Source organism: Niastella sp. OAS944 (assembly GCA_024809215.1).
Taxonomy (GTDB): Bacteria; Bacteroidota; Bacteroidia; order Chitinophagales; family Chitinophagaceae; genus Niastella.
The window spans coordinates 801,878-826,879 of the sequence record JANUBW010000003.1 but is presented as its reverse complement, the minus strand read 5'-3'; the positions used below and the strand labels follow the sequence as shown (position 1 = coordinate 826,879).

The 25,002-nt window shown below is 43.3% G+C and carries 28 protein-coding genes; 13 read left to right on the top strand and 15 right to left on the bottom strand.

All coding sequences use genetic code 11. The annotated features are described in order from the left end of the window. Positions 1–339 precede the first annotated feature (339 nt). The 6 genes from GGD38_RS18150 (at position 340) to GGD38_RS18125 (ending at position 6,876) form a co-directional block, all read left to right on the top strand. The gene (locus GGD38_RS18150) at positions 340–792 is read left to right on the top strand and encodes a c-type cytochrome (protein ID WP_375297666.1); all 453 of its coding nucleotides are present in this window, start codon (positions 340–342) and stop codon (positions 790–792) included. 238 nt (positions 793–1,030) lie between these two features. Then, positions 1,031–2,449 carry an NADP-dependent phosphogluconate dehydrogenase gene (gene gndA / locus GGD38_RS18145; protein ID WP_375297665.1) on the top strand — a complete coding sequence of 473 codons (1,419 nt, stop codon included), beginning with the start codon at positions 1,031–1,033 and terminating at the stop codon, positions 2,447–2,449. Between the two features lie 21 nt (positions 2,450–2,470). Continuing rightward, complete coding sequence (zwf, locus tag GGD38_RS18140) at positions 2,471–4,012, top strand: glucose-6-phosphate dehydrogenase (RefSeq protein WP_375297664.1); 1,542 nt, start codon at positions 2,471–2,473, stop codon at positions 4,010–4,012. A gap of 42 nt (positions 4,013–4,054) precedes the next feature. Continuing rightward, positions 4,055–4,801: a 6-phosphogluconolactonase gene (gene pgl, locus GGD38_RS18135; protein WP_375297663.1), complete on the top strand. Its 747-nt coding sequence runs from the start codon at positions 4,055–4,057 to the stop codon at positions 4,799–4,801. A 301-nt stretch (positions 4,802–5,102) separates the two neighbouring features. After that, entirely contained in the window at positions 5,103–6,059 is a 957-nt protein-coding gene (locus GGD38_RS18130; protein WP_375297662.1) for a glycosyltransferase family 2 protein, read from the top strand. After that, positions 6,025–6,876 (top strand): polysaccharide deacetylase family protein, encoded by an 852-nt coding sequence (locus tag GGD38_RS18125; RefSeq protein ID WP_375297661.1) that lies wholly within the window; start codon positions 6,025–6,027, stop codon positions 6,874–6,876. Before GGD38_RS18130 ends, GGD38_RS18125 begins: the two co-directional genes overlap by 35 nt. 13 nt (positions 6,877–6,889) lie before the next feature. Here GGD38_RS18125 and GGD38_RS18120 read toward each other — a convergent pair whose 3' ends face one another. The 3 genes from GGD38_RS18120 to GGD38_RS18110 are packed head-to-tail and all read right to left on the bottom strand — an operon-like array spanning position 6,890 to position 9,240. Beyond that, positions 6,890–7,300, bottom strand: a complete 411-nt coding sequence (locus tag GGD38_RS18120) for a DUF2251 domain-containing protein (protein WP_375297660.1) — start codon at positions 7,298–7,300, stop codon at positions 6,890–6,892. Positions 7,301–7,307: 7 nt separating this feature from the next. Then, positions 7,308–7,715: a Dabb family protein gene (locus GGD38_RS18115; RefSeq protein WP_375297659.1), complete on the bottom strand. Its 408-nt coding sequence runs from the start codon at positions 7,713–7,715 to the stop codon at positions 7,308–7,310. A gap of 22 nt (positions 7,716–7,737) precedes the next feature. Further along, positions 7,738–9,240: a deoxyguanosinetriphosphate triphosphohydrolase gene (locus tag GGD38_RS18110; RefSeq protein WP_375297658.1), complete on the bottom strand. Its 1,503-nt coding sequence runs from the start codon at positions 9,238–9,240 to the stop codon at positions 7,738–7,740. Between the two features lie 106 nt (positions 9,241–9,346). On the opposite strand from GGD38_RS18110, the gene GGD38_RS18105 reads away from it, so the two are divergent. Beyond that, on the top strand, positions 9,347–9,559 hold the full coding sequence (locus tag GGD38_RS18105) for a hypothetical protein (protein WP_375297657.1): 213 nt from the start codon (positions 9,347–9,349) through the stop codon (positions 9,557–9,559). Positions 9,560–9,616: 57 nt separating this feature from the next. Here the strand turns inward: GGD38_RS18105 and GGD38_RS18100 are convergent, their stop codons facing one another. Continuing rightward, a complete protein-coding gene (locus tag GGD38_RS18100; protein WP_375297656.1) occupies positions 9,617–11,404 on the bottom strand; it encodes an acyl-CoA dehydrogenase family protein in 1,788 nt (595 codons plus the stop codon). Between the two features lie 438 nt (positions 11,405–11,842). Further along, the gene (locus GGD38_RS18095) at positions 11,843–12,283 is read right to left on the bottom strand and encodes a MarR family winged helix-turn-helix transcriptional regulator (RefSeq protein ID WP_375297655.1); all 441 of its coding nucleotides are present in this window, start codon (positions 12,281–12,283) and stop codon (positions 11,843–11,845) included. Positions 12,284–12,725: 442 nt separating this feature from the next. On the opposite strand from GGD38_RS18095, the gene GGD38_RS18090 reads away from it, so the two are divergent. Genes GGD38_RS18090 through GGD38_RS18080 form a run of 3 tightly spaced genes read left to right on the top strand, consistent with a single transcriptional unit; the run spans position 12,726 to position 15,809 of the window. Continuing rightward, a complete protein-coding gene (locus GGD38_RS18090) occupies positions 12,726–13,541 on the top strand; it encodes an alpha/beta fold hydrolase (protein WP_375297654.1) in 816 nt (271 codons plus the stop codon). 23 nt (positions 13,542–13,564) lie between these two features. Further along, a complete protein-coding gene (locus GGD38_RS18085) occupies positions 13,565–14,716 on the top strand; it encodes a glycosyltransferase (RefSeq protein ID WP_375297653.1) in 1,152 nt (383 codons plus the stop codon). Next, positions 14,685–15,809: an ABC transporter permease gene (locus tag GGD38_RS18080; protein ID WP_375297652.1), complete on the top strand. Its 1,125-nt coding sequence runs from the start codon at positions 14,685–14,687 to the stop codon at positions 15,807–15,809. The genes GGD38_RS18085 and GGD38_RS18080 overlap by 32 nt, the downstream gene beginning before the upstream one ends. Positions 15,810–16,136: 327 nt before the next feature. Here GGD38_RS18080 and GGD38_RS18075 read toward each other — a convergent pair whose 3' ends face one another. Then, positions 16,137–16,544: a hypothetical protein gene (locus GGD38_RS18075; protein WP_375297651.1), complete on the bottom strand. Its 408-nt coding sequence runs from the start codon at positions 16,542–16,544 to the stop codon at positions 16,137–16,139. An 82-nt stretch (positions 16,545–16,626) separates the two neighbouring features. Then, entirely contained in the window at positions 16,627–17,097 is a 471-nt protein-coding gene (locus GGD38_RS18070; protein WP_132555333.1) for an Lrp/AsnC ligand binding domain-containing protein, read from the bottom strand. 553 nt (positions 17,098–17,650) lie between these two features. On the opposite strand from GGD38_RS18070, the gene trmB reads away from it, so the two are divergent. The 3 genes from trmB to GGD38_RS18055 are packed head-to-tail and all read left to right on the top strand — an operon-like array spanning position 17,651 to position 18,918. Next, positions 17,651–18,364: a tRNA (guanosine(46)-N7)-methyltransferase TrmB gene (gene trmB / locus GGD38_RS18065; RefSeq protein ID WP_375297650.1), complete on the top strand. Its 714-nt coding sequence runs from the start codon at positions 17,651–17,653 to the stop codon at positions 18,362–18,364. Between the two features lie 25 nt (positions 18,365–18,389). Next, positions 18,390–18,545: a DUF5522 domain-containing protein gene (locus GGD38_RS18060; protein ID WP_375303707.1), complete on the top strand. Its 156-nt coding sequence runs from the start codon at positions 18,390–18,392 to the stop codon at positions 18,543–18,545. After that, positions 18,520–18,918 (top strand): MGMT family protein, encoded by a 399-nt coding sequence (locus GGD38_RS18055; protein WP_375297649.1) that lies wholly within the window; start codon positions 18,520–18,522, stop codon positions 18,916–18,918. The genes GGD38_RS18060 and GGD38_RS18055 overlap by 26 nt, the downstream gene beginning before the upstream one ends. 175 nt (positions 18,919–19,093) lie before the next feature. On the opposite strand, the gene GGD38_RS18050 is transcribed toward GGD38_RS18055, so the two are convergent. The 8 genes from GGD38_RS18050 to cyoE form a co-directional block, all read right to left on the bottom strand. Further along, on the bottom strand, positions 19,094–20,104 hold the full coding sequence (locus GGD38_RS18050) for a zinc-binding alcohol dehydrogenase family protein (RefSeq protein WP_375297648.1): 1,011 nt from the start codon (positions 20,102–20,104) through the stop codon (positions 19,094–19,096). A gap of 24 nt (positions 20,105–20,128) precedes the next feature. Next, the gene (locus tag GGD38_RS18045; protein ID WP_375297647.1) at positions 20,129–20,611 is read right to left on the bottom strand and encodes a hypothetical protein; all 483 of its coding nucleotides are present in this window, start codon (positions 20,609–20,611) and stop codon (positions 20,129–20,131) included. 9 nt (positions 20,612–20,620) lie between these two features. Then, the gene (locus GGD38_RS18040; RefSeq protein WP_375297646.1) at positions 20,621–21,202 is read right to left on the bottom strand and encodes a DUF420 domain-containing protein; all 582 of its coding nucleotides are present in this window, start codon (positions 21,200–21,202) and stop codon (positions 20,621–20,623) included. 5 nt (positions 21,203–21,207) lie between these two features. Continuing rightward, entirely contained in the window at positions 21,208–22,020 is an 813-nt protein-coding gene (locus GGD38_RS18035; RefSeq protein WP_375297645.1) for an SCO family protein, read from the bottom strand. Between the two features lie 199 nt (positions 22,021–22,219). Further along, positions 22,220–22,696, bottom strand: a complete 477-nt coding sequence (locus GGD38_RS18030; protein WP_375297644.1) for a cytochrome C oxidase subunit IV family protein — start codon at positions 22,694–22,696, stop codon at positions 22,220–22,222. Positions 22,697–22,765: 69 nt separating this feature from the next. After that, positions 22,766–23,440, bottom strand: coding sequence for a cytochrome c oxidase subunit 3 (locus tag GGD38_RS18025; RefSeq protein WP_375297643.1), 675 nt, complete (start codon positions 23,438–23,440; stop codon positions 22,766–22,768). A 30-nt stretch (positions 23,441–23,470) separates the two neighbouring features. After that, complete coding sequence (locus GGD38_RS18020) at positions 23,471–24,040, bottom strand: heme-copper oxidase subunit III (protein ID WP_375297642.1); 570 nt, start codon at positions 24,038–24,040, stop codon at positions 23,471–23,473. A gap of 45 nt (positions 24,041–24,085) precedes the next feature. Beyond that, complete coding sequence (gene cyoE, locus GGD38_RS18015; protein WP_375297641.1) at positions 24,086–24,988, bottom strand: heme o synthase; 903 nt, start codon at positions 24,986–24,988, stop codon at positions 24,086–24,088. Positions 24,989–25,002 lie beyond the last annotated feature (14 nt).

The window sequence follows — 25,002 nt, the reverse complement described above, 5'->3', positions numbered from 1 at the left end:
TATCACTCAAATGTGGATGCAAAGATACTCTATTAATATTGAATAACAATCATTATCCTGGTTGCTGGTACGTTAATTTATTCTAACACATGGTTGGCTAAATAAAAACATCTAATGTATTTACAACAGGACCCATTCAATGCACAACATTGTTGTAATTAACAGCTGCTGTTACCGTAAAACATAAGGAATAACAACGTATCGTTCAGGTAAACTGTTATTAACATAGTCACAAAGTACCGCGCCCGTTACAACAACAAGTCGCTTGTCTTATGGTTTGAATCCTGTATCTTGTTTAATCGTTTTTTAACCCGTTTCAATAGCTAAAACACACCTGCTATGTTTTTTAAAAAGAAAATTACGGTTGTGGGCACTTTAGTTGCTTTGGTAGTTTTAGGTATAGCGGCCAGCGCTCCGGCTGACCCTACTTACAAAAACCTGAAAGTACTGCCCAAAAATATCACACATGAACAGCTCGACAGTGTGATGCATCAATTTAACAGATCGCTGAATGTTAAATGTAATTTTTGCCACGCTTCACAAAAAGACAATCCGCGTAAGCTCGATTTTGCAAGCGACGAAAAAGGCGAAAAGAACGTTACGCGCGATATGATGCGCATGACTGAACGCATCAACAAAAAGTTCTTTAAGTTCAAAAAAGAGGAGGGTAAAATTCCACCGGTAGGTTGTATGACCTGTCATAATGGAAACCCCCATCCCGAAGCAATGGCGCCAAAAGAAGAAAAAAAAGGCCCCCCGCCGCCGGCAGCACCACAAAACCCTGCTAATTAATTAACAAAGCAGTTACATTCAATTCCACATTTTACGGTATAAATTATTCAGGCCCGGTTTGTTCATAGTGATCTGTTGAACAAACCGGGCCTTATCTTTATTATTACGAAAACGATTACGTTAGATAAAACCAAACCGCAGCAGGACGGCGCCCTTAATTATTTAATATTTTTCAAATTTCCTAATCCTAAGTCCCCTATTTGCAATTTACCTACTTTTGCACCCTTATCTATTTGCAATGAGCGCACAACAATTTGATTTTGGCATGATTGGCCTCGGCGTTATGGGCAGAAACTTTCTGCTTAATATGGCCGATCACGGCTTCAAAGTAATTGGTTTTGATAAAGACAATCAGAAAACCTCGGCGCTGGAATCAGACGCCACAGCAGGTACTACTGTAAAAGGCGTTGGCTCTTTACAGGATATGATCAACCAGCTGGCTGTTCCCCGAAAGATCATGATGCTGGTGCCCGCCGGCAAACCGGTTGATGATGTTATTGAAAGCCTGCTGCCCCTGGTGCAAAAAGGCGATATCATTATCGATGGCGGTAACAGCCATTTTACCGATACCTTAAGACGTGTTACCTATTTGCAAGGCAAAGGCATTCACTTTATGGGTATTGGTGTATCGGGTGGCGAACAGGGCGCACGTACAGGTCCAAGCATTATGCCCGGCGGCGATCCTGAAGCATATCCTCACGTACGTCCCATGCTGGAAGCCGTTGCCGCAAAAGTTGATTCAATTCCCTGCGTAGCCCACCTGGGTAAAGGCGCAGCCGGTCACTATGTTAAAATGGTGCACAATGGAATTGAATACGCCATCATGCAGCTGATAAGCGAGAGTTACGACCTGTTACATCGTGGCCTCGGTTTAAGCAACGACGAACTGCATACCGTTTTTGATAGCTGGAACAAAGGTGAACTGCGTTCTTTTCTTATTGAAATTACTGCCGACATCTTTTTACAACCCGACGATAAAACGCCCAACCGCCTCGTTGATATGATCCTCGATAAAGCAGGCGCAAAAGGCACTGGTAAATGGACATCACAGGACGCTATGGACCTTGGCGTTCCCATTCCTACCATTGATATGGCTGTTACCATGCGTAACCTCAGTGCCCTGAAAAGCGAGCGGGTTCAGGCTTCTGCATTATACCCTGAAATATCAGGACTGATAAGCGCGCCCAAAGAGCAATTCATTAAACAGGTGCACGATGCCTTGTTATTTGCCACTATCATCAGCTATGCGCAAGGCCTTGCCCAATTGCACAAAGCCAGCACCGAGCTCGATATGCAAATACCTATGCCGCAAGTGGTAAGCGTATGGCGCGGAGGTTGTATTATTCGTTCAACCCTGCTGGGTCTTTTTGGAAACGCATTCAATGCGAACCCGCAGCTGTCGAATTTGTTATTAGATACACAGGTAGCCCAAATATTGCAATCAAAAGCAGCCGGTTTGCGTGCTGTAGCCGCCATGGCCATTCAACATGGAATACCTGCCGGAGCGTTAATGAGCGCGCTGAGCTATTTCGATACATACAGAAGTAAGCAATTGCCCATTAACCTGCTGCAGGCGCAGCGCGATTATTTTGGGGCTCACACTTATCAACGCGTTGACCAGGAAGGTTCATTCCATACCGCCTGGGGCAAAAAATAAAACGATATTTCAATTCAGCATATGACAAACCATAAATGTCCGCCAGCCTCTTTGCTATTCATCTTTGGTGGCAGTGGCGATTTGAACCAGCGTAAACTTTCACCCGCCCTATACAACCTGTTTATCGATAACTGGATGCCTGAAAAATTTCAGATCGTTGGTATTGGCCGTACAGCCTATACCGATGACAGTTTCAGAAAACATCTGCTCGATGGCATTCAGCAGTTCTCGCGCCGCAAGGGCGATCAAAACGGCAAATGGCAGGCGTTCTCAAAAAACCTCTCTTATCTGCAAATGGATGCCGGTAATGAGGCCGACTACCAGAAGATTGCCGAAATCGTTAAGCAAAAAGAGCAGGAGTTTGGCGAGCATCCCAACGTCATTTTTTACATGTCTGTAGCCCCGCACCTGGTACCACAAATTGCCAGCAAGCTGGGCGCATTGAATATTTGTAAGGATACAAGATGCACGCGCATTGTGGTTGAAAAGCCATTTGGCCACGATCTTAAAAGCGCTCATGAGCTGAATGGGTTATTGACCTCCATGTTCGATGAAACCCAGATCTATCGCATAGATCACTACCTGGGTAAAGAAACCGTTCAAAACATTCTGGCATTACGTTTTGCCAATGCATTGTTTGAACCAATCTGGAACAGGAACTATATTGATCATATTCAAATTACGGCTGCCGAAACAGTAGGGCTTGAAGGCCGCGATGATTATTACGAACGCTCCGGCGCCCTGCGCGATATGGTGCAGAACCACATTCTGCAACTATTGTGCATGATTGCCATGGAAGCACCGGTTTCATTCGATGCCAATGAGATCAGAAATAAAAAAGTAGACGTTCTGAACGCCATTCGTAAATACAGCAAAGAAGAAGTACACAAATATGCCGTGCGTGGTCAGTATTCAGATGGCTGGATGCAAGGCAAAAAAGTACCGGGCTATCGTAACGAAGGCAAGGTAAATCCTCAATCGCCCACCGATACCTTTGCCGCTGTAAAATTCCATATCGACAACTGGCGCTGGCAGGATGTACCTTTTTATGTACGCACCGGAAAACGCCTGCATGAAAAGTCGACCATTATCACTGTGCAGTTTAAACCGGCGCCCAATTTTGCATTTCCACAGGAAGCGGCGCTTACCTGGAGGCCCAACAGACTTACCATAAGCATTCAACCCGAAATGGATATCCGCTTACGCTTTCAGGCAAAACGCCCGGGCCAAACGGTTAGCCTGAACCCGGTTGACATGACATTCAATTACAAAGATGCCTACGGCGATGATGATCCTGAAGCATACGAAACCCTGTTGCTCGATGTAATGGAAGGCAACGCTACCCTGTTTATGCGCAGCGACCAGGTTGAAGCAGCATGGAAAGTGGTTATGCCTATTCAGGAAGCCTGGGAAACAAGAGGCCCCGTTGATTTCCCCAATTATGCACCCGACAGCTGGGGACCCGAAGATGCAGAAGCACTTATTGCCCGCGATGGCCGCAACTGGATCACATTACCAAAAGCCCACCAGGGCGTACAGGCCGGAGGTTTAGACAATAAGTAATTATAAAATCAGTAAAAGGTGTGGCATTCCCAACAAGTTGGAATGCCACACCTTACATTTAAAAGTAACATGCTCCATATATACAACACCCCCGAAGAAGTAAGCAAATCCCTCGCAGAATGGATAACACAAGCCATTGAAACCACCCTCAAAAAACAGGATCGGTTTACCTGGGTTGTAACAGGTGGCAATTCGCCCAAACAGCTGTACGAACTGCTGGCTACTTCGCCCTATCGGGAGCGTATTGACTGGAGCAAACTGCATATTTTTTGGGGCGATGAGCGAGCCGTTCCTTTCGACGACAGCCGCAATAATGCAAAAATGACCTTTGAGCATTTGCTCAACAAAGTGCCTGTTTTACGCGAACAGGTACATATTATGGACACTAAGCTTTCGCCCGAAGTTTCGGCCAGTGCCTATGATGCTATTCTTCATCGCTATTTTGGCAACGAAGGCCCCAGCTTCGACCTGGTGCTTAACGGCATGGGCGACGATGGCCATACGTTATCACTATTCCCCCACACCGCGGTAATTCACGAAAAACAAGCCTGGGTAAGCTCCTTCTACCTCGATGCCCAGCAAATGTTCCGAATAACTTTAACTGCCCCCATAGTAAACAGGGCCGCAAAAGTGGCATTTCTCACCTTTGGCGCTAACAAAGCCAACGCTTTATACGAAGTTTTAAAGGGTGCACGCAATATTGACCAATACCCTTCGCAGATCATTCAACCAGGCAGCGGCGAACTGCATTGGTTTGTTGATGAAGCTGCCGCCAGTAAGGTAAAATAACGGAATACAATTATCCCCAAATCATACTACATTATAATTCAACGAAATATAACTTATTGAATAATTCTAATCAATAATTAATAAATTTTTTACTCCTTTTGGATAAATTTTTGCCTTTTTGCATAGGGGAAAGTGCAAATACTTAGTTTTAATGTAGTTATTGTAATGTTAACACCCAAGAGAAACACCCCATATAATTGTATCAACGAAAACTTGCCAGGCATTGCCTTGCAAGCCCATCTTCTTTTGCTACCCGTTTATGCCTCATGCTCTATTACTGCACTCCAAAACCCATTAACGCATGACTAAACTGGTATCCATAATTGTTCCGGTGCATAACGAAAAGGAGAATGTTTCGGTGATGGCAAAAGCCATTAAGCGCGTTTTTGCAGACCTGGATTATCGTTATAACCTGATTTTTGTGGATGATGGCAGCAGTGATTTAACATTACACGAAATAAAGAAGCTGGCCATTCAGGATGAGCATATCAGGTATGTTTCATTTTCACGCAACTTTGGCCATCAGGCTGCCATTAAAGCCGGGCTTGATAAAGCCGATGGAGATTGTGTGATAACGCTGGACGGCGATATGCAACACCCACCCCAGTTAATACCCCAGCTATTGGAGAAATGGGAAGAAGGGTACGATATGGTTTATACAGTTCGCAAAGAAGATAAAAAACTGCCTTTCACAAAAAGAATAACATCCAACCTTTTTTACCGCATCATTAACCGGTTGAGCGATATTAAAATTGAAAAAGGCGCGGCCGATTTCAGGTTAATGAATAGAAATGTGGTTGATGTGCTTAAAAACCTGCAGGAGTTTGAACCCTTCTTTAGAGGACTTGTAAAATGGGCAGGTTTTAAACAGGTGGCTATTGAATACCATCCAGACCAGCGCAAATCGGGGGTAACGAAATATACCTCCAAAAAGATGATAAAGTTTGCCTTACAGGGCATTACTTCTTTTAGTATCAGACCGCTGTATGCAGCCATTTATATTGGCTTTTTGTGTGCAGCCTTCTCAACACTATACATTCCTTACGCTATTTACAGTTATTATTTTGGGTACACTATTTCGGGTTGGACCTCCGTAATAGTGATCATTGTGTTCTTTGGTGGCTTGCAGCTGATGATACTTGGTATCATTGGTATTTATTTAGGCAAGCTGTTTATGCAAAACAAACATCGACCTATTTACATTGTAAAAGAATCAAATATCCATGAACCGTCAGCGATACATATTGATGAGTTTTGATGTAGAGGAGTTTGATATGCCATTAGAGTACGATCAAAGTCTTTCCATTTATGAACAAATGGAAACGGGCTTCAAGGGCCTACAGGCCACCATGTCGGTAATTAATGGTCATGATGCGCCTTGCACATTTTTTACAACTGCTCATTTTGCCAATTGGTTTGCCGACAGCATTAAACAAATGTCGCGCAAACATGAAATAGCTTCTCATACATTCTATCATTCTCAATACAAAACAGCCGATCTTTTACAAAGCAGGCTCGAGCTGGAGAACATAACCGGTCAGCCGGTATATGGGTTAAGAATGCCGCGCATGATGAAAGTGCCTATGCAGGATGTTATTCAGGCTGGTTATAGCTACGATTCTTCAGTGAATCCCACCTGGATTCCCGGACGGTATAATAATCTTTCGCTGCCCCGCACCATGTATTACGATGAAAATATGCTGCGTGTACCCGCTTCGGTGAGTCCGCGCCTGCGTATACCGTTGTTTTGGCTTGCCTTTAAAAATATGCCTTACAGCCTGTTTAAATCACTTTGTATACAAACATTGAAAAAAGACGGTTACCTGTGCCTGTATTTCCATCCCTGGGAGTTTACTGATATTTGGGAGTTTGACTTACCAGGCTACGCCAAAAGATGGAGTGGCGAAAAATTGCAGCAGCGTTTGTACAGGCTTATTAAAGACCTGAAAGCAGAAGGCGAATTTACCACTATGTGGCAAATGGTTTCAGAAGCCAAATCGCTTGAACCACGCCAGCTCAATCAACAGGCAAACGCAGTTAGAGCAATCAAGCAGGAAATTCCCCTGGCAAAATAAAGTAACACTGTATTTATTTAAAAAAGGCGGCTACCATTTCATTGGTAAGCTTCCTTTCTCCTTTTGTCCAAATTGAGTTGGGGGGCGGAAACTCATTGCGGCAGTAACCTCCCTGGTTTTTAAAATCAAATACTGCGTGGCAATAATTATTGATGATAAGACCGCACTGCATCCAGCTTTTTGACCATACGATCCTGATGGTACCTTTCCTTTGCTCTTCAGGCACCTCTTCAATATTGTAAATATGTACGGCGTCTAAAATGGTTTGTTTGCCAGTGCCGGGTTCCACTTCCAATGCATAGAAATAGCCTGTATCAGTATCGTCTTCAAAAACAACGGCAAAATTGTTCTCTTCGTTCGTACATTCAACAAACGTGCTATCACCGGCCATATAGGCCTGCTCCCGCAATAAGTATCCGTTCATTTATAGCTTATTTTGCATCTACCGAATCATACACTATTACTTTGCTCCACAGATGCGAATAGTCTTCAACAAATTTCAGGTGAATGGGATCTACCTGGTAGCTCTGCTGATCGGCGCCATTATCGAACAAACAGAACCATGAAATGGCATAAGTGCGTTCAATAACATCGCGGTTAGTATCTGCCGGCTGGCCAATATGAAATGTTTTAATGGTCTTTACTTTCGACAATTTTGTGAGGCCTTCAATCAGTTTGGCTTTGTCTTCCTTGCTGCCGGTGTTCTTTAACCAAAAATAAACGTGATGTATAAACTTATTTTCTATCATAACAGGATCCCCTTTTTCAGCTAAGGTAACTAATCCGCCGGCAACTACTGCCTTTGAGGTATTGCTAATGAACTCACGTCTGGTTGACATATATTGTAAGCTTTTAGTAAAACTAACGAATTTGCGGGAAGGCAATCCCCGTTATTTTGCGATACACATCTACCGCAAACAGGTCGGTCATACCGGCAATAAAATCAACCACCGACTGAATATCGTTGTACAGCTTCTTTGGATCGTTGGTTATTACAAATTGCTGCGATATTAACTGAAGCAGCTTTCTTGATTTAGCGCTTTGTGGGTTAATAACTGCTGCAAAGAATTCTTTCAACAAACCGCCGATAACGTTATAACCAGCTATTTCTATTTCCACTACTGAACGATGATTATAAATATGCTCAATGGAAAAATCATCAATGGTCTTTATCAGTTGTAATTCGGTTTCGGGTAAATAATCTATCAACGATTTTTGCAATCTTCCCTGCAACAGGTCATCTTCATGCTGCATAAATACATTGGTAACACGATTGATCAGCAGGTTTATCAGTTTGGCGCGCAGGAACTGTACCCGCTGGTTATGGTCGTTAATATCATTGAACACCTGTTCTACGCGGTCGCGCGCATCATAGCCTTCTTCATTATTGAAGAACTGCAGAAAGAGGTCTTTGATAGTATCAATTGAAATAATATTCAGGCGGTGGGCATCTTCAAAATCAATAATGCGGTAACAGATATCATCAGCCGCTTCAACCAGATATACAAACGGATGGCGGGCATAAACATTCTTCCCTACTTCAAGTTGGGGTATACCCAACTCTTTGGCAATATATTTATAGGTATCAACTTCCGAATCGAAGAACCCCGATTTTTTGGTTACCAGTTGTTTCTTATTAAATCCGTTCAGCGAATCGGAAGGATATTTTACAATAGAGGCCAGCGTCGCATAGGTTAATTTAAACCCGCCCGCGGCTTTTTCATTAAAGCTATGCGTAAGCGTTCTGAAAGCATTGGCGTTCCCTTCAAAAAAAAGAAAATCGCGTTGCTGGTTCTCACTCAACAGGTCTTTGAACTGCCGTTCTTCTGAACCGGTAAGTTCTCTGAAAAAGGTCCTTATGGCATCTTCGCCCGAATGCCCGAAGGGCGGGTTGCCAATATCGTGGGCCAGGCAACCGGCAGCAATTACCGAGGGTAATTCGTATTTATAGAACTCGTGGAAATAGTCATTTTCCTGCGGGTATTTTTGAGCTATGGCATCGCCTACCGCTTTGCCCAATGAACGGCCAACGGAAGCCACCTCCAAACTATGGGTTAACCGGTTATGCACAAATACCCCGGGACCGGGCAACGGAAATACCTGGGTTTTGTTTTGCAGGCGGCGAAAGGCGCTTGAAAAAATAAGGCGGTCGTAATCGCGTACAAATGAAGTACGTACGGCATCGGTATAAGCCGTTTTGTGCTCAGAACCACTTCGTTTGCTACTATTGAGTTGTTGCCAGTTCATAATGGCGACAAAAATAACCGAAAATAACTGCCGCCACACAATACACCCAAAGTAGTGACGCCAAACAGGAAATTGTGTGCCTTTACATATTTGGAACCCATTTAATGACAGGTACAAACCCTTAGATTTTATACAAATCCTGCCTGATTTTGGGCAAAAGCTATGCGAATTGCAAGGCAGTTACTATATTGATCCTGATTTTTGCCCTATAAAACTAATCCCTATGCGTATCGTACCGTTCGTTAACAGTTTACTGGTAGTTACTTTTTTGGCCGTTATTGCATCTATGGCTATTATGTTTACCAGCACCGGTTATATTGACAAAGTTACCCACAGCTGTTTTATTCTTCATGTAGCCAGTGCCTTTTTATTGCTGGCCCGCGCCGCGTTTAAACCTGATGAAAGCGAAAGTGAGGGTGAAGGCGAACAGGCATAATAAAAAAGCCTTTTACCCAAAGGCAAAAGGCTTTAATTCACCGTCCTGATAAATTCTTTATAGCGGATACCTGTTGTCGCCAATAAGCTTTGCAGCAATGCGGCGTTTGGCTTCCTTGGTATTAATGGGATCAACCTTGGTAAAACGCTTCAATCCCAGCAGCATCATTCGTTGTTCGTCGCCATCGGCAAATGCATTTATTGCGTCTTTGCCATGTTTATTTATAATGTCGGCTGCATCGTACAACCAGGTCCTTGTTATGTCAAGTTCATACGAAACAGCGGCTTCGCCTTTGCGTTCGGCAAGCTTCATTACGCGTAACAGGGCGCTTTCGGCCGCAAACGTTTGAATGGCCATGTCGGCTATATGCATCAGTATTTCCTGCTCCTGCTCAATCTTCATCATCAACTTTTGAACGGCGCCGCCTGCAGTAAGCAGTATGGCCTTTTTAAAGTTGGCGATTATCTTTTTCTCTTTTGCAAATGCTTCTTCATCGCCACTGCCAAAGTCGGGGATGCTCATCAGTTCCTTTTGCACATTCATGGCACTTGTCATTAGGTCGAGGCGGCCTTTCATGGCGCGCTTCAACACCATATCAACCGTTAACAGGCGATTGATCTCGTTGGTACCTTCATAAATCCGGTTGATGCGGCTATCGCGATAGGCTTTAGAGATAACATACTCATCGCTATATCCATTACCACCATGTATTTGCACACCTTCATCAACAATCAGGTCGAGCACTTCGCTGCCAAATACTTTCAATATGGCGCATTCAATGGCATATTCTTCAGCGCCACCTAACACCGCCTCATTAAATGGTTTGCCAGAGCTCAGCAGTTCATGTTCTTTATCATCTATCCATTTGGCGGTGCGATACAGCGCACTTTCGCATACCCACATAGCAATGGCCATTTCGGCCAGCTTGTTCTTTATGGCACCAAAATTAGCAATGGGTGTTTTAAACTGTTCGCGCGTATTAGCGTATTGAATGGTGGTGGTAGTTGCCCGTTTTGCGCCACCCAGTGCAGCAGCACATAATTTCAACCGGCCTATGTTCAAAATGTTGAATGCAATAATGTGGCCCTTGCCAACTTCGCCCAGCAGGTTTTCAACAGGTACTTTACAATCCTGGAAATACAGTTGAACGGTTGAAGAACCTTTGATACCCATTTTATGTTCTTCGGCGCCCTGGGTAAAACCTTCAAAACCTCTTTCAACAATAAATGCCGAAAACTTATCGCCGTCTATTTTTGCAAATACCGTATACACATCGGCAAAGCCGCCATTGGTGATCCAGCATTTTTGTCCGTTCAGTAAATAATGTTTTCCATCGGCGCTTAAGGTGGCTGTTGTTTTTGCGCCCAGTGCATCGCTACCGCTGTTGGGCTCTGTGAGGCCGTAAGCGCCTTTCCATTCGCCGGTAGCCAGCTTGGGTATATATTTCTCTTTTTGTTGTTCGGTGCCAAAATAAAGGATCGGCAGGGTTCCTATACCCATGTGGGCCGAAACCGCCACAGAAAATGAAAAACCGCCGCCCAGTCCTTCGCCAACCAGGTTGCTGGTAATAAAATCTTTTCCCAACCCACCATATTGTTCGGGAATGCTGGCGCCCAGCAAACCCTGCTCACCGGCTTTGGTAACCAGGGAAGGCATAAGGCCTGGTTCCAGTTTATCAATACGCTCCAGAATAGGCATTACTTCGGTATCCAGAAAAGAAGCGCACATATCTTTTACCATCTGTTGCTCTTCGGAAAAATCTTCCGGAATGAAAGTATCAAAAGGTGAGCTTTCCTTTATCAGCCATTCGCCGCCTTTGAGTGTTTGTTGTGTGGTGGTGCTCATATGAATGTGTTTATGTTGGGATAAAATTGTTTTTCGGCAATCGTTGTGATCGGCAATCGGCAATGGATCGCTATTGTGCAGGCCTCGCCTTCGTGAAACGGCAAACGTGAAACGCGAAAGGCCGCTTACATTCGTGACTCGCGTTTCGTTCGGCAATCGGCAATCGTGAATCGGCAATGGCTCGCTATTGTGCAGCCTCGCTTTCGTGAAACGTGAAAGAGCTATTCGTCGACCATCTGCACAGAAACCCTTTATCAACTCAATCAACTATATCATCTTTTCAACTCCCTAGTCAACTTGTTAACTTGTCAACTCGTTAACTTACTTCCTACTTCTTACCTCATCCTCTTAATACCATCTCCCTTCCTTTATCAACTATATCACCTCTATCAACTTTTCAACTACCTTGTCAACCTGTTAACTTGTCAACTCGTCAACTTACTTCAGATTATCATACACAAGCTGCAATACCTCCCGGCATACATCTATCCTATCGGGCGAAACGCCTTCCAGCGCTTCGTTCAGGGTTTGATTGGCCAGCTCCATGGTTTGCTCCTGTAACTTTTGCGCCTGCTTGGTTAAGTAGATCATGTTCATGCGCCGGTCCGATTCGGACGGTACACGTTTTACTAATTGCAATTTCTCCAGGTTATCTACTAACCGGGTAATGCTTGGTTTATCTCTGAAAGAAGCATTGCCTAGCTCCTGCTGACTGATGCCATCCTGTTTCCACAAATGATACAATACGCTCCACTGTTCAATGGTGATATTAAGATTCGCCGTATTGAACTTCTTTTGCAGCCGCCGGGCTATGGCCGTTGATGCTTTTCCAGTGATAAAACTGTATAACTCGCCTCTCTTGAATTGGTTGTTTGACATATAGTTGTTTATACAACTATCCAAATCTAGGATATTCCTTTCACTTAAGCAAGTTTTTACACGGTAAAATTTTGAATGGTCGTAAATGAACTGTTTTCGGGCAAAACCACTTGACACTAAATTATTAAGTGAGTGAAAATGAAGCATATGAACAGGAATATATTGCAAAAACAGAAGATTGTTTACTAAATAGCGGCCATTGCTTTTAAAATTCTGTTCCCTATTTTCAATATTTTGTCCATTACTTTCAATATTCCAGCGCTTATTTTCAAAATGGCGACCGATACTTTCAATATTATGGCCATTACTTTCAAAATTCAGCATACTATTTTCAGAATATTATTCTGTTTTTTCGACTTTGAACTCCTCTTTTTAGCACTCCCGGTTCTTCTTTTTGAAGAACAAGTTCATTCCATTGCATAAAGAGATATTTTTGGGCCACATGCAAACCGACTTTCTTCCATATCGGTCTTCAAAAATGCACTACTGCCGGTTTGGCAACGGGCAAAAGATATTGTTATGTTTTCACGGGTATGGCGAGTCGGAGGAAACCTTTCATTTTTTAGAGAACTACATTGCTCCTGAATACACCCTGTTTGCCATAGATCTTCCTTTTCATGGAAAAACCCAATGGCAGGAAGGGTTGCGGTTTACCACAACCGATCTGCTGGCCATTATAGAAGCGTTGTGTAAAAAGCATTCACTGGCTGCAAACCAATTCACATTGCTGGGTTATAGTATGGGTGGCAGAGTAGCTTTGCAATTGCTACAGATAATACCCGCTAAAATTGAAAAGACCATTTTGCTGGCGCCCGATGGCCTCAAAGTAAATTTCTGGTACTGGCTGGCTACACAAACTTACATCGGTAACCGCCTGTTTGGGTTTACCATGAAACACCCCGGCTGGTTCTTTTCGCTGCTTAAGGCCGGGAACCGCCTTAAGCTTATCAACCAAAGTGTTTTAAAATTCACCCGTTATTATATTCATGATATAACAGTAAGAAGATTATTATATGAACGCTGGACCTGTATGCGTGCTATTAAACCCAATCTTGCATTTATAAAAAAGCTAATTCAAACGCATCAAATACCTGTAAGATTACTTTATGGTCAATACGACCGCATAATAAGGTATGAACGGGGAGAAAAATTTCGCAAGAGTATCGATTCTTTCTGTACGTTGCATATTATTCAGACAGGCCACCAGGTTTTACAGGAAAAACACGTGAATCAGATAATACAACTAATACAATCATAGAATATATTTCCAAATCCAATTGAATGATGCCGTTTTTCTTTTTCCTGTTCTTTTTGTTCATGGTGGTGTATGCAGTGCTCATAGCCTACTATCATTCTGCATGGAACCGCTTACCCGAATTTGTTTTACCCGAAAAACCGGCATCGGTTCTCATTTCTGTTATTATAGCCGCGCGTAACGAAGAAAATAATATTCAGGGGCTGTTACAATCACTGAATGCCCAGCAGTATCCCAAAGAATTATATGAAGTGATCATCGTTGACGATCATTCAACTGATAGCACCTGGCAACTATTACAACAACAACCCTTTTCATCGATGCAGGTGAAACCATTGCAGTTAAAAGAATTTGTTGAAGAAAATGGAGTAATAGCTTCCTATAAAAAGAAAGCCATAGAAACAGGTATCAATGCAGCAATGGGTACACTCATTGTTACAACCGATGCCGATTGCCGTTTCGATCCGTTGTGGCTGCACACCATTGCTTCTTTTTATGAGGCCAACGATGCCAGGTTCATTGCCGCGCCGGTTACCTTTTACAACCAGCACACATTGCTTTCAGTATTTCAATCACTCGATTTTTTAACCCTGCAGGGAATAACCGCTGCATCAGTTTACAAACGGTTCCACTCTATGTGCAATGGCGCTAACCTGGCTTATGAGCGATCGGCCTTTTATGAAGTGAACGGCTTTAACAATATCGATAATATTGCATCGGGCGATGATATGTTACTGATGCATAAGATCTTTAAGCAATACCCCGACAAGGTATTCTATCTCAAGAACCGCCATGCTATTGTAACCACCGAGCCTGTTAGCACCTGGAAGCAATTCTTTCACCAACGTATTCGCTGGGCCAGCAAGGCCGACAGTTACGACGACAAGCGGATCTTTGTTGTATTGTTGCTTGTATACCTGTTGAATGTTTGCTTTTTAGCAGGCGCCATAGCAGCATTTTTTAAAACCACCTGGCTGGGGCTTGGCCTGCTGTTGTTACTTGCCAAAATATTAATTGAATTTCCATTTGTAAATTCAGTAGCCATCTTTTTTGGCCAGCAGAAGTTAATGAAGTACTTTCCTTTTTTACAACCACTGCATATTGCCTATACCATCATTGCAGGCTGGTTGGGAAAATTTGGACATTATGAGTGGAAAGGAAGGCGCATTAAAAAATAATACAGCTCCCACAAGGACAACCTGGCGTCGGCTTAAACGTAACAAAGGCGCGCTTATTGGCATTACAATAATCGTATTGGCCATACTGGTAGCGCTGTTTGCTTATGTGCTGGCCCCGGATGGTTCGCCCAATGCAAACAGAATGGTGATTGAAATAGGTGGCCAGCAACCAGGTTATACACAAACATTTCTACAATTACCACGCGATAGAAAAATACAAAACACTTCTTTCTTTACACGTTTGTTCTATGGCGAAGAAGACAAATACCAATACATTCCCATTCAAAGCTATCAACAAAACGGCGACAGCCTTATTGTTCAGAAATATATTGATGAAGGTATTACCGAACGGTTAGCGTTTCCTGTTTCACAAACACAGTGGCAGGAAGGGTCACAAAGTGGCCCTTTTAAGGTCACTACAAAAAAGTTTCGACTGGGTAGTGATAAATACGGCCGCGATATTTTGAGCAGACTGCTTGTAGGCGTTCGGGTAAGCCTTGGTGTAGGGTTGGTGACTGTAATTATTTCATTAAGCATTGGCGTTTTACTGGGCGCGCTGGCTGGTTATTTCAGAGGCAAAACCGATGATACAATCATGTGGTTCATCAACGTGATCTGGAGCATTCCTACACTTTTGCTGGTTTTTGCAATCACATTGGTACTCGGAAAAGGCTTTTGGCAGGTGTTTATTGCTATTGGGCTTACCATGTGGGTAAGTGTGGCGCGTATCATTCGCGGACAGGTATTAAGCGTTCGCGAATTGGAATATATTGAGGCCGCAAGAGCGCTTGGTTATTCACATACGCGGATTATTTTTCGTCATGTGCTGCCCAATGTAATGGGCCCGGTAATGGTGGTTGCGGCATCCAACTTTGCATCTGCCATTGTAATTGAAGCTGGTTTAAGTTTTTTGGGTGTAGGCGTTCAACCGCCACAACCAAGCTGGGGACTAATGATCAAAGAAAACTACAACTTCATAATTACACATAACCCAATGCTTGCCCTGGCACCTGGTTTTGCCATTATGTTACTGGTGCTGGCATTCAATATGCTGGGCAATGGCCTTCGGGATGCCTTACAGGTGAAGGAGTAAGAAAGTTAACAAGTTGACGAGGTAACAAGTTGACGAGGGAGTTGAAAAGTTGATAGAGGTGATATAGTTGATAAAGGAAATAGTTTTTAGTTCTTGGTTTTTAGTTGGCGAGATAGCTCAGGCTGTTTTGTATTCGCTTTAGGCCTTCGGCTTTAAGCCTTCAGCTGTATTTCACGTTTTACGTTTGCCGTTTCACGTTTTACGAAAGCGAGGCCCGCATAATAGCGAACCATTGCCGATTGCCGATTCACGATTGCCGGAAACAACTACTACAACAAAAAACCCCGGCAAATTACCAGGGCCTTCATGTATATAATTTCTACTCTTTTATTTTGCTGCGTAACGATAACTACCCTTCCACTGATTGGTATTACATGTTTTTGACGTTACTACTGTTTCAACCACACATGTAACATTTTTGGGTGTTTTGGTAATCAGGATGCTGTTGGCCTCTAACGCATTTTCTATGGTAGTTGTAAAATATGGACTTGAAGAGCCTTCAGCTTTTGCAGTAACTGTTATAGTAGCGCCGCCTGCAGGCATCGTTTCTATTTTCACATATAAAGAGAAGTCGGTGCCAGGTTGTGCAGCATCATTAGCGCCGTTGGCAGGTGTGGTGGCTACCTTTAATTCCTGTTCTCCACATTTGGTGTTATTGTCGTCTTTTTTCTTTTTACAACTTACAGAAACAGCCAATACAAACAGAAAGGACAAGCCGAGGATTAAATTTTTCATGATAGGTAAAGATAAAAGTTATAGTAATGCTATTAAACGCAAAATCCACTTTGAACTACATACCTATGTTACCGAAATATTCTTATTGTGTAAAAACCTGTACGTTACGGCTAAAGCTTTCTTCTAATGAGATAAACGTTTCAGTTCGTTCTATACCCTTTATCTTCTGTAACTCATCGTGTAATACAAACCGTAATTGATTAATGTCTTTACAAACTATCTCAGCAAACATACTGTAATTACCTGTAGTGTAGTTCAATCGTACAATTTCGGGGATACGCTGCAGTTCTTTGGCTACGAAATCATACAGGGAGCTTTTCTCAAGATATATGCCAATAAATGCAATCACATCATATCCGAGCGCTTTTAGGTCCACATTTAATTTAGTACCTTTGACAATACCTGCTTCCTGCAATTTCTTTATACGAACATGGATGGTACCTCCGGAAACGAATAACTTCTTACCAAGATCAGCATAGGAAATTTCAGCATTGTCCATCATCTCATGGATTATCTGCAGATCCAGTTTATCTAAATTCAATTTAGTCGCCATTTTTGCAATCGTTTTTTTACAAAATTCAACCAATGGTGCAAATATTTATATATTATCGAAACTTTCAAAATTTTTCTTGAATAATCTACAATGAATCTGCCAATTTCTTTAATATTGTGCTGTAATAGTTCTTTAAACGACGACAAATACACTGTGGGGTGATGAAATTTGGCAGACATGCCCTCTTGTCTCGAGGGTGGGGAAAAGAGGACAAATTACGCTTTCGGGCGTGGCTAACAACCCCGTGGAGGTTCGAATCCTTCTCCTACAGCACAGATCTTTTTTACACGTTTTTATCTTGTGGAGTGATGAAACTTGGCAGACATGCCCTCTTGTCTCGGGGGTGGGGGTTTGGGATAAACGTGGTGTAATGCCGATTTAGCAATAGATCGACTAGGGTTGACCACTTTAGAATTGCGCCATGGCTAACTACCCCGTGGAGGTTCGAATCCTCCCTCTACAGCTTAATTAAACCCTCAGTAATCATTTACTGAGGGTTTTGTTTTATACGTCGTTTTTTTCCCTTCTTTTTCTCGCCTATTTTTGCCGCTTCATGGGTCAGAAAAAATTACAACGCTTTGCAGAAGTACTCACATTTAAAAATGTGCTGCAATACCCCGAAAATACAGCGGGTACCTGGAAGAACTTTTTTCATAACGATAATCCCATAACGCTCGAACTCGCCTGCGGCAAAGGAGAATATGCAGTTGGTTTGGGCCGGCTGTTTCCTGACCGGAACTTTCTGGGGGTAGACGTGAAAGGAAACCGCATTTGGGTAGGCGCCAAAAAGGCCCTGCAGGAGAACCTTACCAATGTGGGCTTCCTGCGCACCCAAATCGATCGTATTGGTACTTATTTTGCGCCAGGCGAAGTGTCGGAGATATGGCTTACCTTCCCCGATCCGCAGCTAAGAACGTCAAAAGCCAGGAAAAGGCTCACACATCCCAAATTCCTGCGCTTATACCAACAAATAATGAAACCGGGCGGTATAGTTCACCTGAAAACCGATTCGCCCAGTTTGTACCGGTTTACCAAATGGGTGATTGAGTTATACGATCTGCCAGTAATTGCAGACATCGATAATGTATACGCCCAGGATACGGTAAGCGATGTACTACAAATAAAAACGCACTACGAGAGCCTCGATATTGCGCAAAGCAACCGGGTGCATTACCTTCAGTTTATGCTGCCGGCCGAGCCACTGCCCGATAAAGAAAGCGCTTTAAAAATATTATTGCTTGAAGAAGAATCTGACCGAAGGAGTTGATTTTTATTATAACGAACAGGGGTATATGGTGCTTACGGCACAATATCACTTTGAACGGGGTTATTGTTGTGGAAACGGATGCAAGCATTGCCCTTTCGAATATGTAAATGTGCCTGAGCCGCGAAAAAGCCAGCTTTTAAATCAACATACACAAGATGGCAACACCCAAAAAAAACAATAAGTCTGTAAGGGAAAAACTGGCCAGCGTAAACCCATCGGGTAAAAAAGACGATTCTTTCTTTGACCTGGTTTTTGAAGTGACGCGCCAAATTCCCAAAGGCCGTGTTACTTCTTATGGCGCTATTGCTTCGTGCCTGGGCACTAAATTATCGGCCCGAATGGTAGGCTGGGCTATGCATGCCGCCGGTTCGGCAAAACCCAAAGTACCCGCACACCGCGTGGTGAACCGCAATGGTATGCTCACCGGCAAACATCACTTTAACCCACCTTCCCAAATGGCAGCCATGCTAAAAAAAGAAGGCATTAAGGTGAAGAATGATACGGTTGTTGATTTTAAGAAACTTTTCTGGGATCCTTCGACTGAAATGATTTAAGCGCGCAGTCGTGAAACGGCAGTCGTGAATCGGCAATCGGCAATAGCGTCCAAAACTTATGGCCTTGCTACCATAAAAAAATGCCCAACTTCGCATATGCTACATTGGGCAATACCTTTATCAACTCCATCAACTTTATTAACTTTTCAACTCCCTCGTCAACTCGCCAACTAACCTACAACTCCACCATCGCCTTAATAACTCCCGTCTCCGGTTTAAGCCAGCTGGCGAATTCGCTTTTTACCTCATCGAACTTAACCCGATGTGTGATGTAAGTAGCGGGGTTTACCAAACCTTTCTTCATGCTTTGCATAACCAGGTCAAAGTCTTCGCGGGTTGCATTGCGGCTGCTCATCAATGTGGCCTCACGCTTGTGGAATTCAGGATGTGAAAAACTGATCTCATTCTTTTGCAATCCAACCAACACATAGCGGGCGCCATGTGCCATATATTGAAATGCATTATTGATAGCTTTCAAACTACCGGTAGCATCAATTACTACAGTAGGCATATCGTTGTTAGTGATCTCCTGTAAACGTTTTGTTACATCATCGGTAGCTGCGTTGATGGTGTGTGCCACCTGCAATTTCTCACGGCAAAACTCCAGGCGTTGTTCGTTTATGTCCATGGCAATTACATTACCACCGGCAATACGGGCAAACTCCATAATGCCAAGGCCTATAGGTCCGGCACCAATTACCAGCACAAATTCACCAGGCTGTACCGCCGCCCTGCGTACACCATGTGCGCCAATGGCCAGTGGTTCTACCAATGCCAGCTCATCAAAGCTCAATCCCTCACCATGCAGCAATGAATAGGTGGGAACAACCAGGTATTCACGCATACCGCCATCAACGTGTACACCACAAACTTTTATGTTGGTGCAGCAATTGGGCTTACCACTGCGGCAGGCAATACAGGTTCCGCAATTAAAGTAAGGGATAATGGTAACGGCTTCGCCGGGTTTAAAACCAACTGCACCACCCATAACATATTCAGCCGCCAGCTCATGGCCTAAAATCCGTGGATAATTAAAAAATGGCTGTGTACCTTCATAAGCATGCAGATCGGTTCCGCAAATGCCTATCCGTCTTATTTTAATTAAAGAATGTTTTTCGGGTGTAACCGGCATCTCACCATCCTGGTATTCCAGTTGTCCGGGAGTAACACAAACTAATTGCTTCATATTGAGAAATGTTTTTAATCAGAACTACTTTTTTCCTGCTCCTTCTAACCGCTTTACTTCATCGTTATTGAGGTTCAGGAACATGGTGATATTCGCTTTTCGCGGCGCAAACACCATCATGGCCAATAAATGAAATATGGCCAGGGCAAAAAATGCAAAGTTGCCCGAGATAATAAAACCTATTCCGGCCACTATGCCCGGCGCCTCAATCATTGCCCACCACATTATACACGCTGCGCGGTACATTTCCATCCTTTTCTCTCCTGGTTCGGTACTATTACGGGCGGCAAATATCCTTTTCTTGAAGATCTTAAAGCCACCTATCAGCAATAATGCTGATAGCAACACACAACCTACCTGCAGGTTCCTTTGCATGGGCTCATCGGCAATAACAGGAATACCCTGCAGCACAATAATGAGCGACACAATATCGAACATGGCCATACCTACCAGTAAGCCAATATGCACGATCTTTATTACACTAAATGCGTTGGGTTGATGTTGCATGAAACGTGATTAATAATACGGGCTTATGAGCAAATACACCAATACGCCCGTTACCGAAACATATAACCAAATAGGCCACGTTATACGGGCCAGTTTAATATGTTTAGGCCACTCGCCTATTAACGCCCGGTATGCAGTAAATAATACAAACGGGAGAATTATTGCTGCTAATGGAATGTGTGTAGCAAGAATTATATAGTAGAATGTTCTTTTGCCGCCTACCAATGCTTTTTCGGCTTCGGTAACCACACCATCATGATCGATATCGCCAAACTTGGTTTCACCGGCAAACAGGTGATGGCAAATGTAAGAAAGCAGGAAAATAACCGATAGTATCAATGCGGCCATCATGATCTTTTTGTGCTGCTCGTATTTACCCTGCCTTACTACCATTAACCCCGCCAGTAACAACAGGCTTACTATTGAGTTAACAAAAGCATTCAGTTTTGCAAACACATGCACATCAAAACCAAGATCAACGTCGAGTTTAATGCGGCTTAATAATACCACCGCGGCAAATACAACGAAAGAAACTACAAGGATCAGCCATTTGGCTTTATTATCATTTTTTGCCAGTACAGGAGGAAGCATACTTATTAAAATTTGGGTTCTTTTGCAGGTTTACGGGTGATCCATACAAACAGCACAACGGCCACTATTACGGCAATATAAATTGGCCAAATACTTTTCAGTTGTGCTAAAACCGGCGAAGCTTCGTTCTTTTCTTTTTCAAGCATCAGCAGGGTAATATCCTCTGCCAGGCGCGATAGTGATGCTGTATCTAAACCATTATAATATCCACGTACAACACCTTTTTTATCGAGTACTACAAATTTCTCGGTATGAATGAAATTTGAATCAACGCCTTCGCCATCCTGCAAACCAAGTTTCACCTCGTTCAATGCAAAATCATAGATGGTTTTCTTGGGGCCGGTAAGCATCCACCACACATCGCTGTTCACCCCAAAAGCATCGGCATATTTCTTTATCTGCGCTACGCTATCCCTTTCAGGGTCTACAGTAAATGATACAAACTGTACAAATGAGGTATCTATTCTTTTGGTAACATCCTTCATTTTAAGCGCATCCTGCAGGCCTTTCATATTCCTGGTAAGGTAGGGGCAAATTGAAGGACAGTGTGTGAAGAAATAGTCTGCCACTACGATCTTGCCATGCAGATCGTGCATGGATACTTTTTCGCCCAACTGGTTTTGCAAGGTAATATTGCCCACCTGGTGCCAAATGGTATCGCTTACTCTTTTCCCATTCTTTACCGTATCAATTACTTCATCGGCATAATAATGCGGCGGCATGTGAATGGCGTCGCGGCTTACCCCTTTTACTATGAAATAGCTTATTACTGGTAAGAAAATGGCAATACACAGGGCTAATAATGCTTTCTGACTCACGATTATTTCTTTTGCTGCGCAAAGTTACCTCACGAGGCAATGCCATGCAGCTTTTTATTAAAATAAGACACATTTATGTATTTCCAATAAGACACCTCTTTACAACTCTTTGTTCGCTAGCCGTTTCTACCTACAAAAAAAGAACCACCGCTGTAGCAGCGATGGTTCTTTTTTATATCACATTTAGCAGTAAAGTCAATTAATGTATTTTACCAGGCTCCTGGGTTTCACCATGCTTTTGCTCGCCATGTTCTTCACCATGTGCTGGTTGTGGAGCAGCTTTTTCTGTGCTACGCTCAATATAATGCCTATCGTAGGTATTACGCAGGTTTTTGTAAGAATTTCCATCCCACAAAAAGGCGGTAATAAACCAAATGAACAGCAATGCAGGAATTGAAATGGTCAATATCATATTCCTGATCTCATGACGCAAGTGCATGAACTCAGCTATAATAAAGAAAGCTTTTGCCAGTGTAAGAACGATGAACACACCATTCAATAAATGCTTAACCAGGTGCGGATTTGAAAATTCAACTGAATAATATCCGATAGCCAGTATAAGCTCAAATACAGTTATGTATAAAAGTATGCGGAAGGTTTTCCAGATCGCTTTTCTGTCGAAAGTATGTTGCTCGTCATGAGCGTGCTGATGTTCTGCTACATGTGCATTTTCCATAATCGCAATATTATATATAAATCAATTAACTGCCTATATTGTTATAAACCGTGTTGTTCTTGCTACAACCTAGAACAGGTAGAAGCAGGTGAATACGAATACCCAAACCAGATCAACGAAGTGCCAGTACAAACCAGCTTTTTCGATCATCAGGTAGTGACCTCTTCTGTCGAACACACCCTGGTAGGTCATGATGAACATAATGATATTGATCACTACACCACTCAATACGTGGAAGCCATGGAAACCAGTGATGGTAAAGAAGAAGTTGGTAAAGTTGGTTGAAGAAACGGTTCCATCGATGTTAGGGAAAGGATTGTGACCCCACCATGCACCCTGATGGTGTAAGTGCCACCATTCCCATGCCTGACAACCCAGGAACGCAGCTCCACCGAGGATGGTCCAGCCTAACCATTTCAAAACTTCTTTTCTATTGTTTTCATGGCCGGCGCCTACTGCCAGTACCATGGTTACAGAGCTCATGATGAGAATGAAGGTCATCAAGCTCACAAACGCCAACGGAATGCTCATTTCACCTACAACAGGGAATGATCTGAACACGTGATTGGGATCGGGCCATGAGTTAGTTGAAAAACGAATGGTTCCGTAAGAAATCAGGAATGCGCCAAAAGTAAAAGCATCACTCATTAAGAAATACCACATCATCAGCTTTCCATACTCCACTTTAAATGGGCTCTTTCCACCTGACCACATGCCTGTATTAGCCGTTGCTGCTTGTGCCATGTTACTATTTTAGTATTAGTAGTTCTGCAATTATAATTTAAACAAAAAGAACACGAACAAATAAACCCATAACAGGTCTACAAAATGCCAGTAGGTGCTCATTACTTCTACTGGTATTGAATTATAGTTTCGGATGCGTGCACTAAAGGCTTTGATAAACATTATTATCAATGCGACAACTCCGCCTAAAACGTGCACCGCGTGTAACCCGAAAATTACATACAGGAACTGGGCTGCCCCAGTTGGTCCTTTCAATTTGGAACCGGCATCCCATAACTGCGAAAATCCAATGATCTGCATAGTTATGAAACCAAAGCCCAATACCATGGTTACCGTTAATAAACGTCGGTATTGCTGCATGCCCCGCTCTTTGAACGATTTCAGCGCCCACTGCATAGTGAGGCTGCTGATAAGCATTACTGCAGTTGAATAATAAAAGAGCGTTGGCATGGTTACGGTTTCAAAACCAGCCATGCTGCCTTTTACAATATAGGCACTGGTTAAACCGGCAAACATCATAATGATGCTGCCTATGGCAACCCACAAAGTGAATTTGTGGGGATGTATTTTTTTTCTTTGCGTACTCACTGCTTCTGTCATCACGGTTTTTAAGTTTTATGATTCGTCGATGATGAATCTTGTTCCTTAATGTATCTTATCTGCCAGCAACGCCAGTAACACAACAGGCAAATAAATGTAGCTGCCGAACATTACGCGGCGGGCTGCTTTCTTCTCCATTTCACGATACAGGCGTATGCTTTGCCACAACATCAACAGGTTTGCTGCCAGTACAATGTAAAAGCTTACCATGCCGCTCATGCCTACCAGGTAGGGCAACATACCCACGGGTATCAATACAAGCGAATAGATGATCGATTGTATGGCCGAATACTTTGTGGGGCCTTCTACCGATGGCATCAGTTTAAATCCGGCATTGGTGTAATCCTTGTGTGCAATCCAGGCAATAGCCCAGAAGTGCGGAAACTGCCAGAAGAACTGAATGGCAAACAGCACCCACCCACCTGCGCTTAACTCATCCTGCCCTGCCGTCCAGCCAATTAAACAAGGTAACGCACCAGGTACAGCGCCTAACAGCACTGATATAGCACTTATCTTTTTTAACGGTGTGTACATGTATGCATATACAAACCAGCTAAACAGGGCCAAACCTGCCGATAACCAGTTAAAATAATAACCGAGTATAAACAAGCCGGCTGCAATGGAAATGATGACAAATGCCCAGGCTTCTGCCGGTTGCATTCTGCCAGCGGCCACGGGCCGTTTGGCAGTACGCGCCATCATGGCGTCGGTATCCTTCTCAACAATCTGGTTTACCCCATTGGCACTGCCGGTTACCAGCAAACCGCCTATAAACAACAGAATGATGTGAAGCCAGTCGAACTCAACCACTTTCGGCGCCAGCAGGTAACTGATAACAGAAGAGAATACAACCATGAAGCTGAGGCTGAACTTAATCAGCATCATATAATCTCTTACCTTACCGGCAATATTGAAAGAACTCTGTTGCTTCACGGTTACTTGCTCCATCAGTTATTGAATAT

Excerpts from the sequence above, each read along its gene's own strand:
- GGD38_RS18150 (WP_375297666.1), top strand. The coding sequence starts at position 340 with ATGTTTTTTAAAAAGAAAATTACGGTTGTGGGCACTTTAGTTGCTTTG.
- gndA (WP_375297665.1), top strand. The coding sequence starts at position 1,031 with ATGAGCGCACAACAATTTGATTTTGGCATGATTGGCCTCGGCGTTATG.
- zwf (WP_375297664.1), top strand. The coding sequence starts at position 2,471 with ATGACAAACCATAAATGTCCGCCAGCCTCTTTGCTATTCATCTTTGGT.
- pgl (WP_375297663.1), top strand. The coding sequence starts at position 4,055 with ATGCCACACCTTACATTTAAAAGTAACATGCTCCATATATACAACACC.
- GGD38_RS18130 (WP_375297662.1), top strand. The coding sequence starts at position 5,103 with ATGACTAAACTGGTATCCATAATTGTTCCGGTGCATAACGAAAAGGAG.
- GGD38_RS18125 (WP_375297661.1), top strand. The coding sequence starts at position 6,025 with ATGAACCGTCAGCGATACATATTGATGAGTTTTGATGTAGAGGAGTTT.
- GGD38_RS18120 (WP_375297660.1), bottom strand. The coding sequence starts at position 7,300 with ATGAACGGATACTTATTGCGGGAGCAGGCCTATATGGCCGGTGATAGC.
- GGD38_RS18115 (WP_375297659.1), bottom strand. The coding sequence starts at position 7,715 with ATGTCAACCAGACGTGAGTTCATTAGCAATACCTCAAAGGCAGTAGTT.
- GGD38_RS18105 (WP_375297657.1), top strand. The coding sequence starts at position 9,347 with ATGCGTATCGTACCGTTCGTTAACAGTTTACTGGTAGTTACTTTTTTG.
- GGD38_RS18100 (WP_375297656.1), bottom strand. The coding sequence starts at position 11,404 with ATGAGCACCACCACACAACAAACACTCAAAGGCGGCGAATGGCTGATA.
- GGD38_RS18095 (WP_375297655.1), bottom strand. The coding sequence starts at position 12,283 with ATGTCAAACAACCAATTCAAGAGAGGCGAGTTATACAGTTTTATCACT.
- GGD38_RS18090 (WP_375297654.1), top strand. The coding sequence starts at position 12,726 with ATGCAAACCGACTTTCTTCCATATCGGTCTTCAAAAATGCACTACTGC.
- GGD38_RS18085 (WP_375297653.1), top strand. The coding sequence starts at position 13,565 with ATGATGCCGTTTTTCTTTTTCCTGTTCTTTTTGTTCATGGTGGTGTAT.
- GGD38_RS18080 (WP_375297652.1), top strand. The coding sequence starts at position 14,685 with ATGAGTGGAAAGGAAGGCGCATTAAAAAATAATACAGCTCCCACAAGG.
- GGD38_RS18075 (WP_375297651.1), bottom strand. The coding sequence starts at position 16,544 with ATGAAAAATTTAATCCTCGGCTTGTCCTTTCTGTTTGTATTGGCTGTT.
- GGD38_RS18070 (WP_132555333.1), bottom strand. The coding sequence starts at position 17,097 with ATGGCGACTAAATTGAATTTAGATAAACTGGATCTGCAGATAATCCAT.
- trmB (WP_375297650.1), top strand. The coding sequence starts at position 17,651 with ATGGGTCAGAAAAAATTACAACGCTTTGCAGAAGTACTCACATTTAAA.
- GGD38_RS18060 (WP_375303707.1), top strand. The coding sequence starts at position 18,390 with ATGGTGCTTACGGCACAATATCACTTTGAACGGGGTTATTGTTGTGGA.
- GGD38_RS18055 (WP_375297649.1), top strand. The coding sequence starts at position 18,520 with ATGGCAACACCCAAAAAAAACAATAAGTCTGTAAGGGAAAAACTGGCC.
- GGD38_RS18050 (WP_375297648.1), bottom strand. The coding sequence starts at position 20,104 with ATGAAGCAATTAGTTTGTGTTACTCCCGGACAACTGGAATACCAGGAT.
- GGD38_RS18045 (WP_375297647.1), bottom strand. The coding sequence starts at position 20,611 with ATGCAACATCAACCCAACGCATTTAGTGTAATAAAGATCGTGCATATT.
- GGD38_RS18040 (WP_375297646.1), bottom strand. The coding sequence starts at position 21,202 with ATGCTTCCTCCTGTACTGGCAAAAAATGATAATAAAGCCAAATGGCTG.
- GGD38_RS18030 (WP_375297644.1), bottom strand. The coding sequence starts at position 22,696 with ATGGAAAATGCACATGTAGCAGAACATCAGCACGCTCATGACGAGCAA.
- GGD38_RS18025 (WP_375297643.1), bottom strand. The coding sequence starts at position 23,440 with ATGGCACAAGCAGCAACGGCTAATACAGGCATGTGGTCAGGTGGAAAG.
- GGD38_RS18020 (WP_375297642.1), bottom strand. The coding sequence starts at position 24,040 with ATGACAGAAGCAGTGAGTACGCAAAGAAAAAAAATACATCCCCACAAA.
- cyoE (WP_375297641.1), bottom strand. The coding sequence starts at position 24,988 with ATGGAGCAAGTAACCGTGAAGCAACAGAGTTCTTTCAATATTGCCGGT.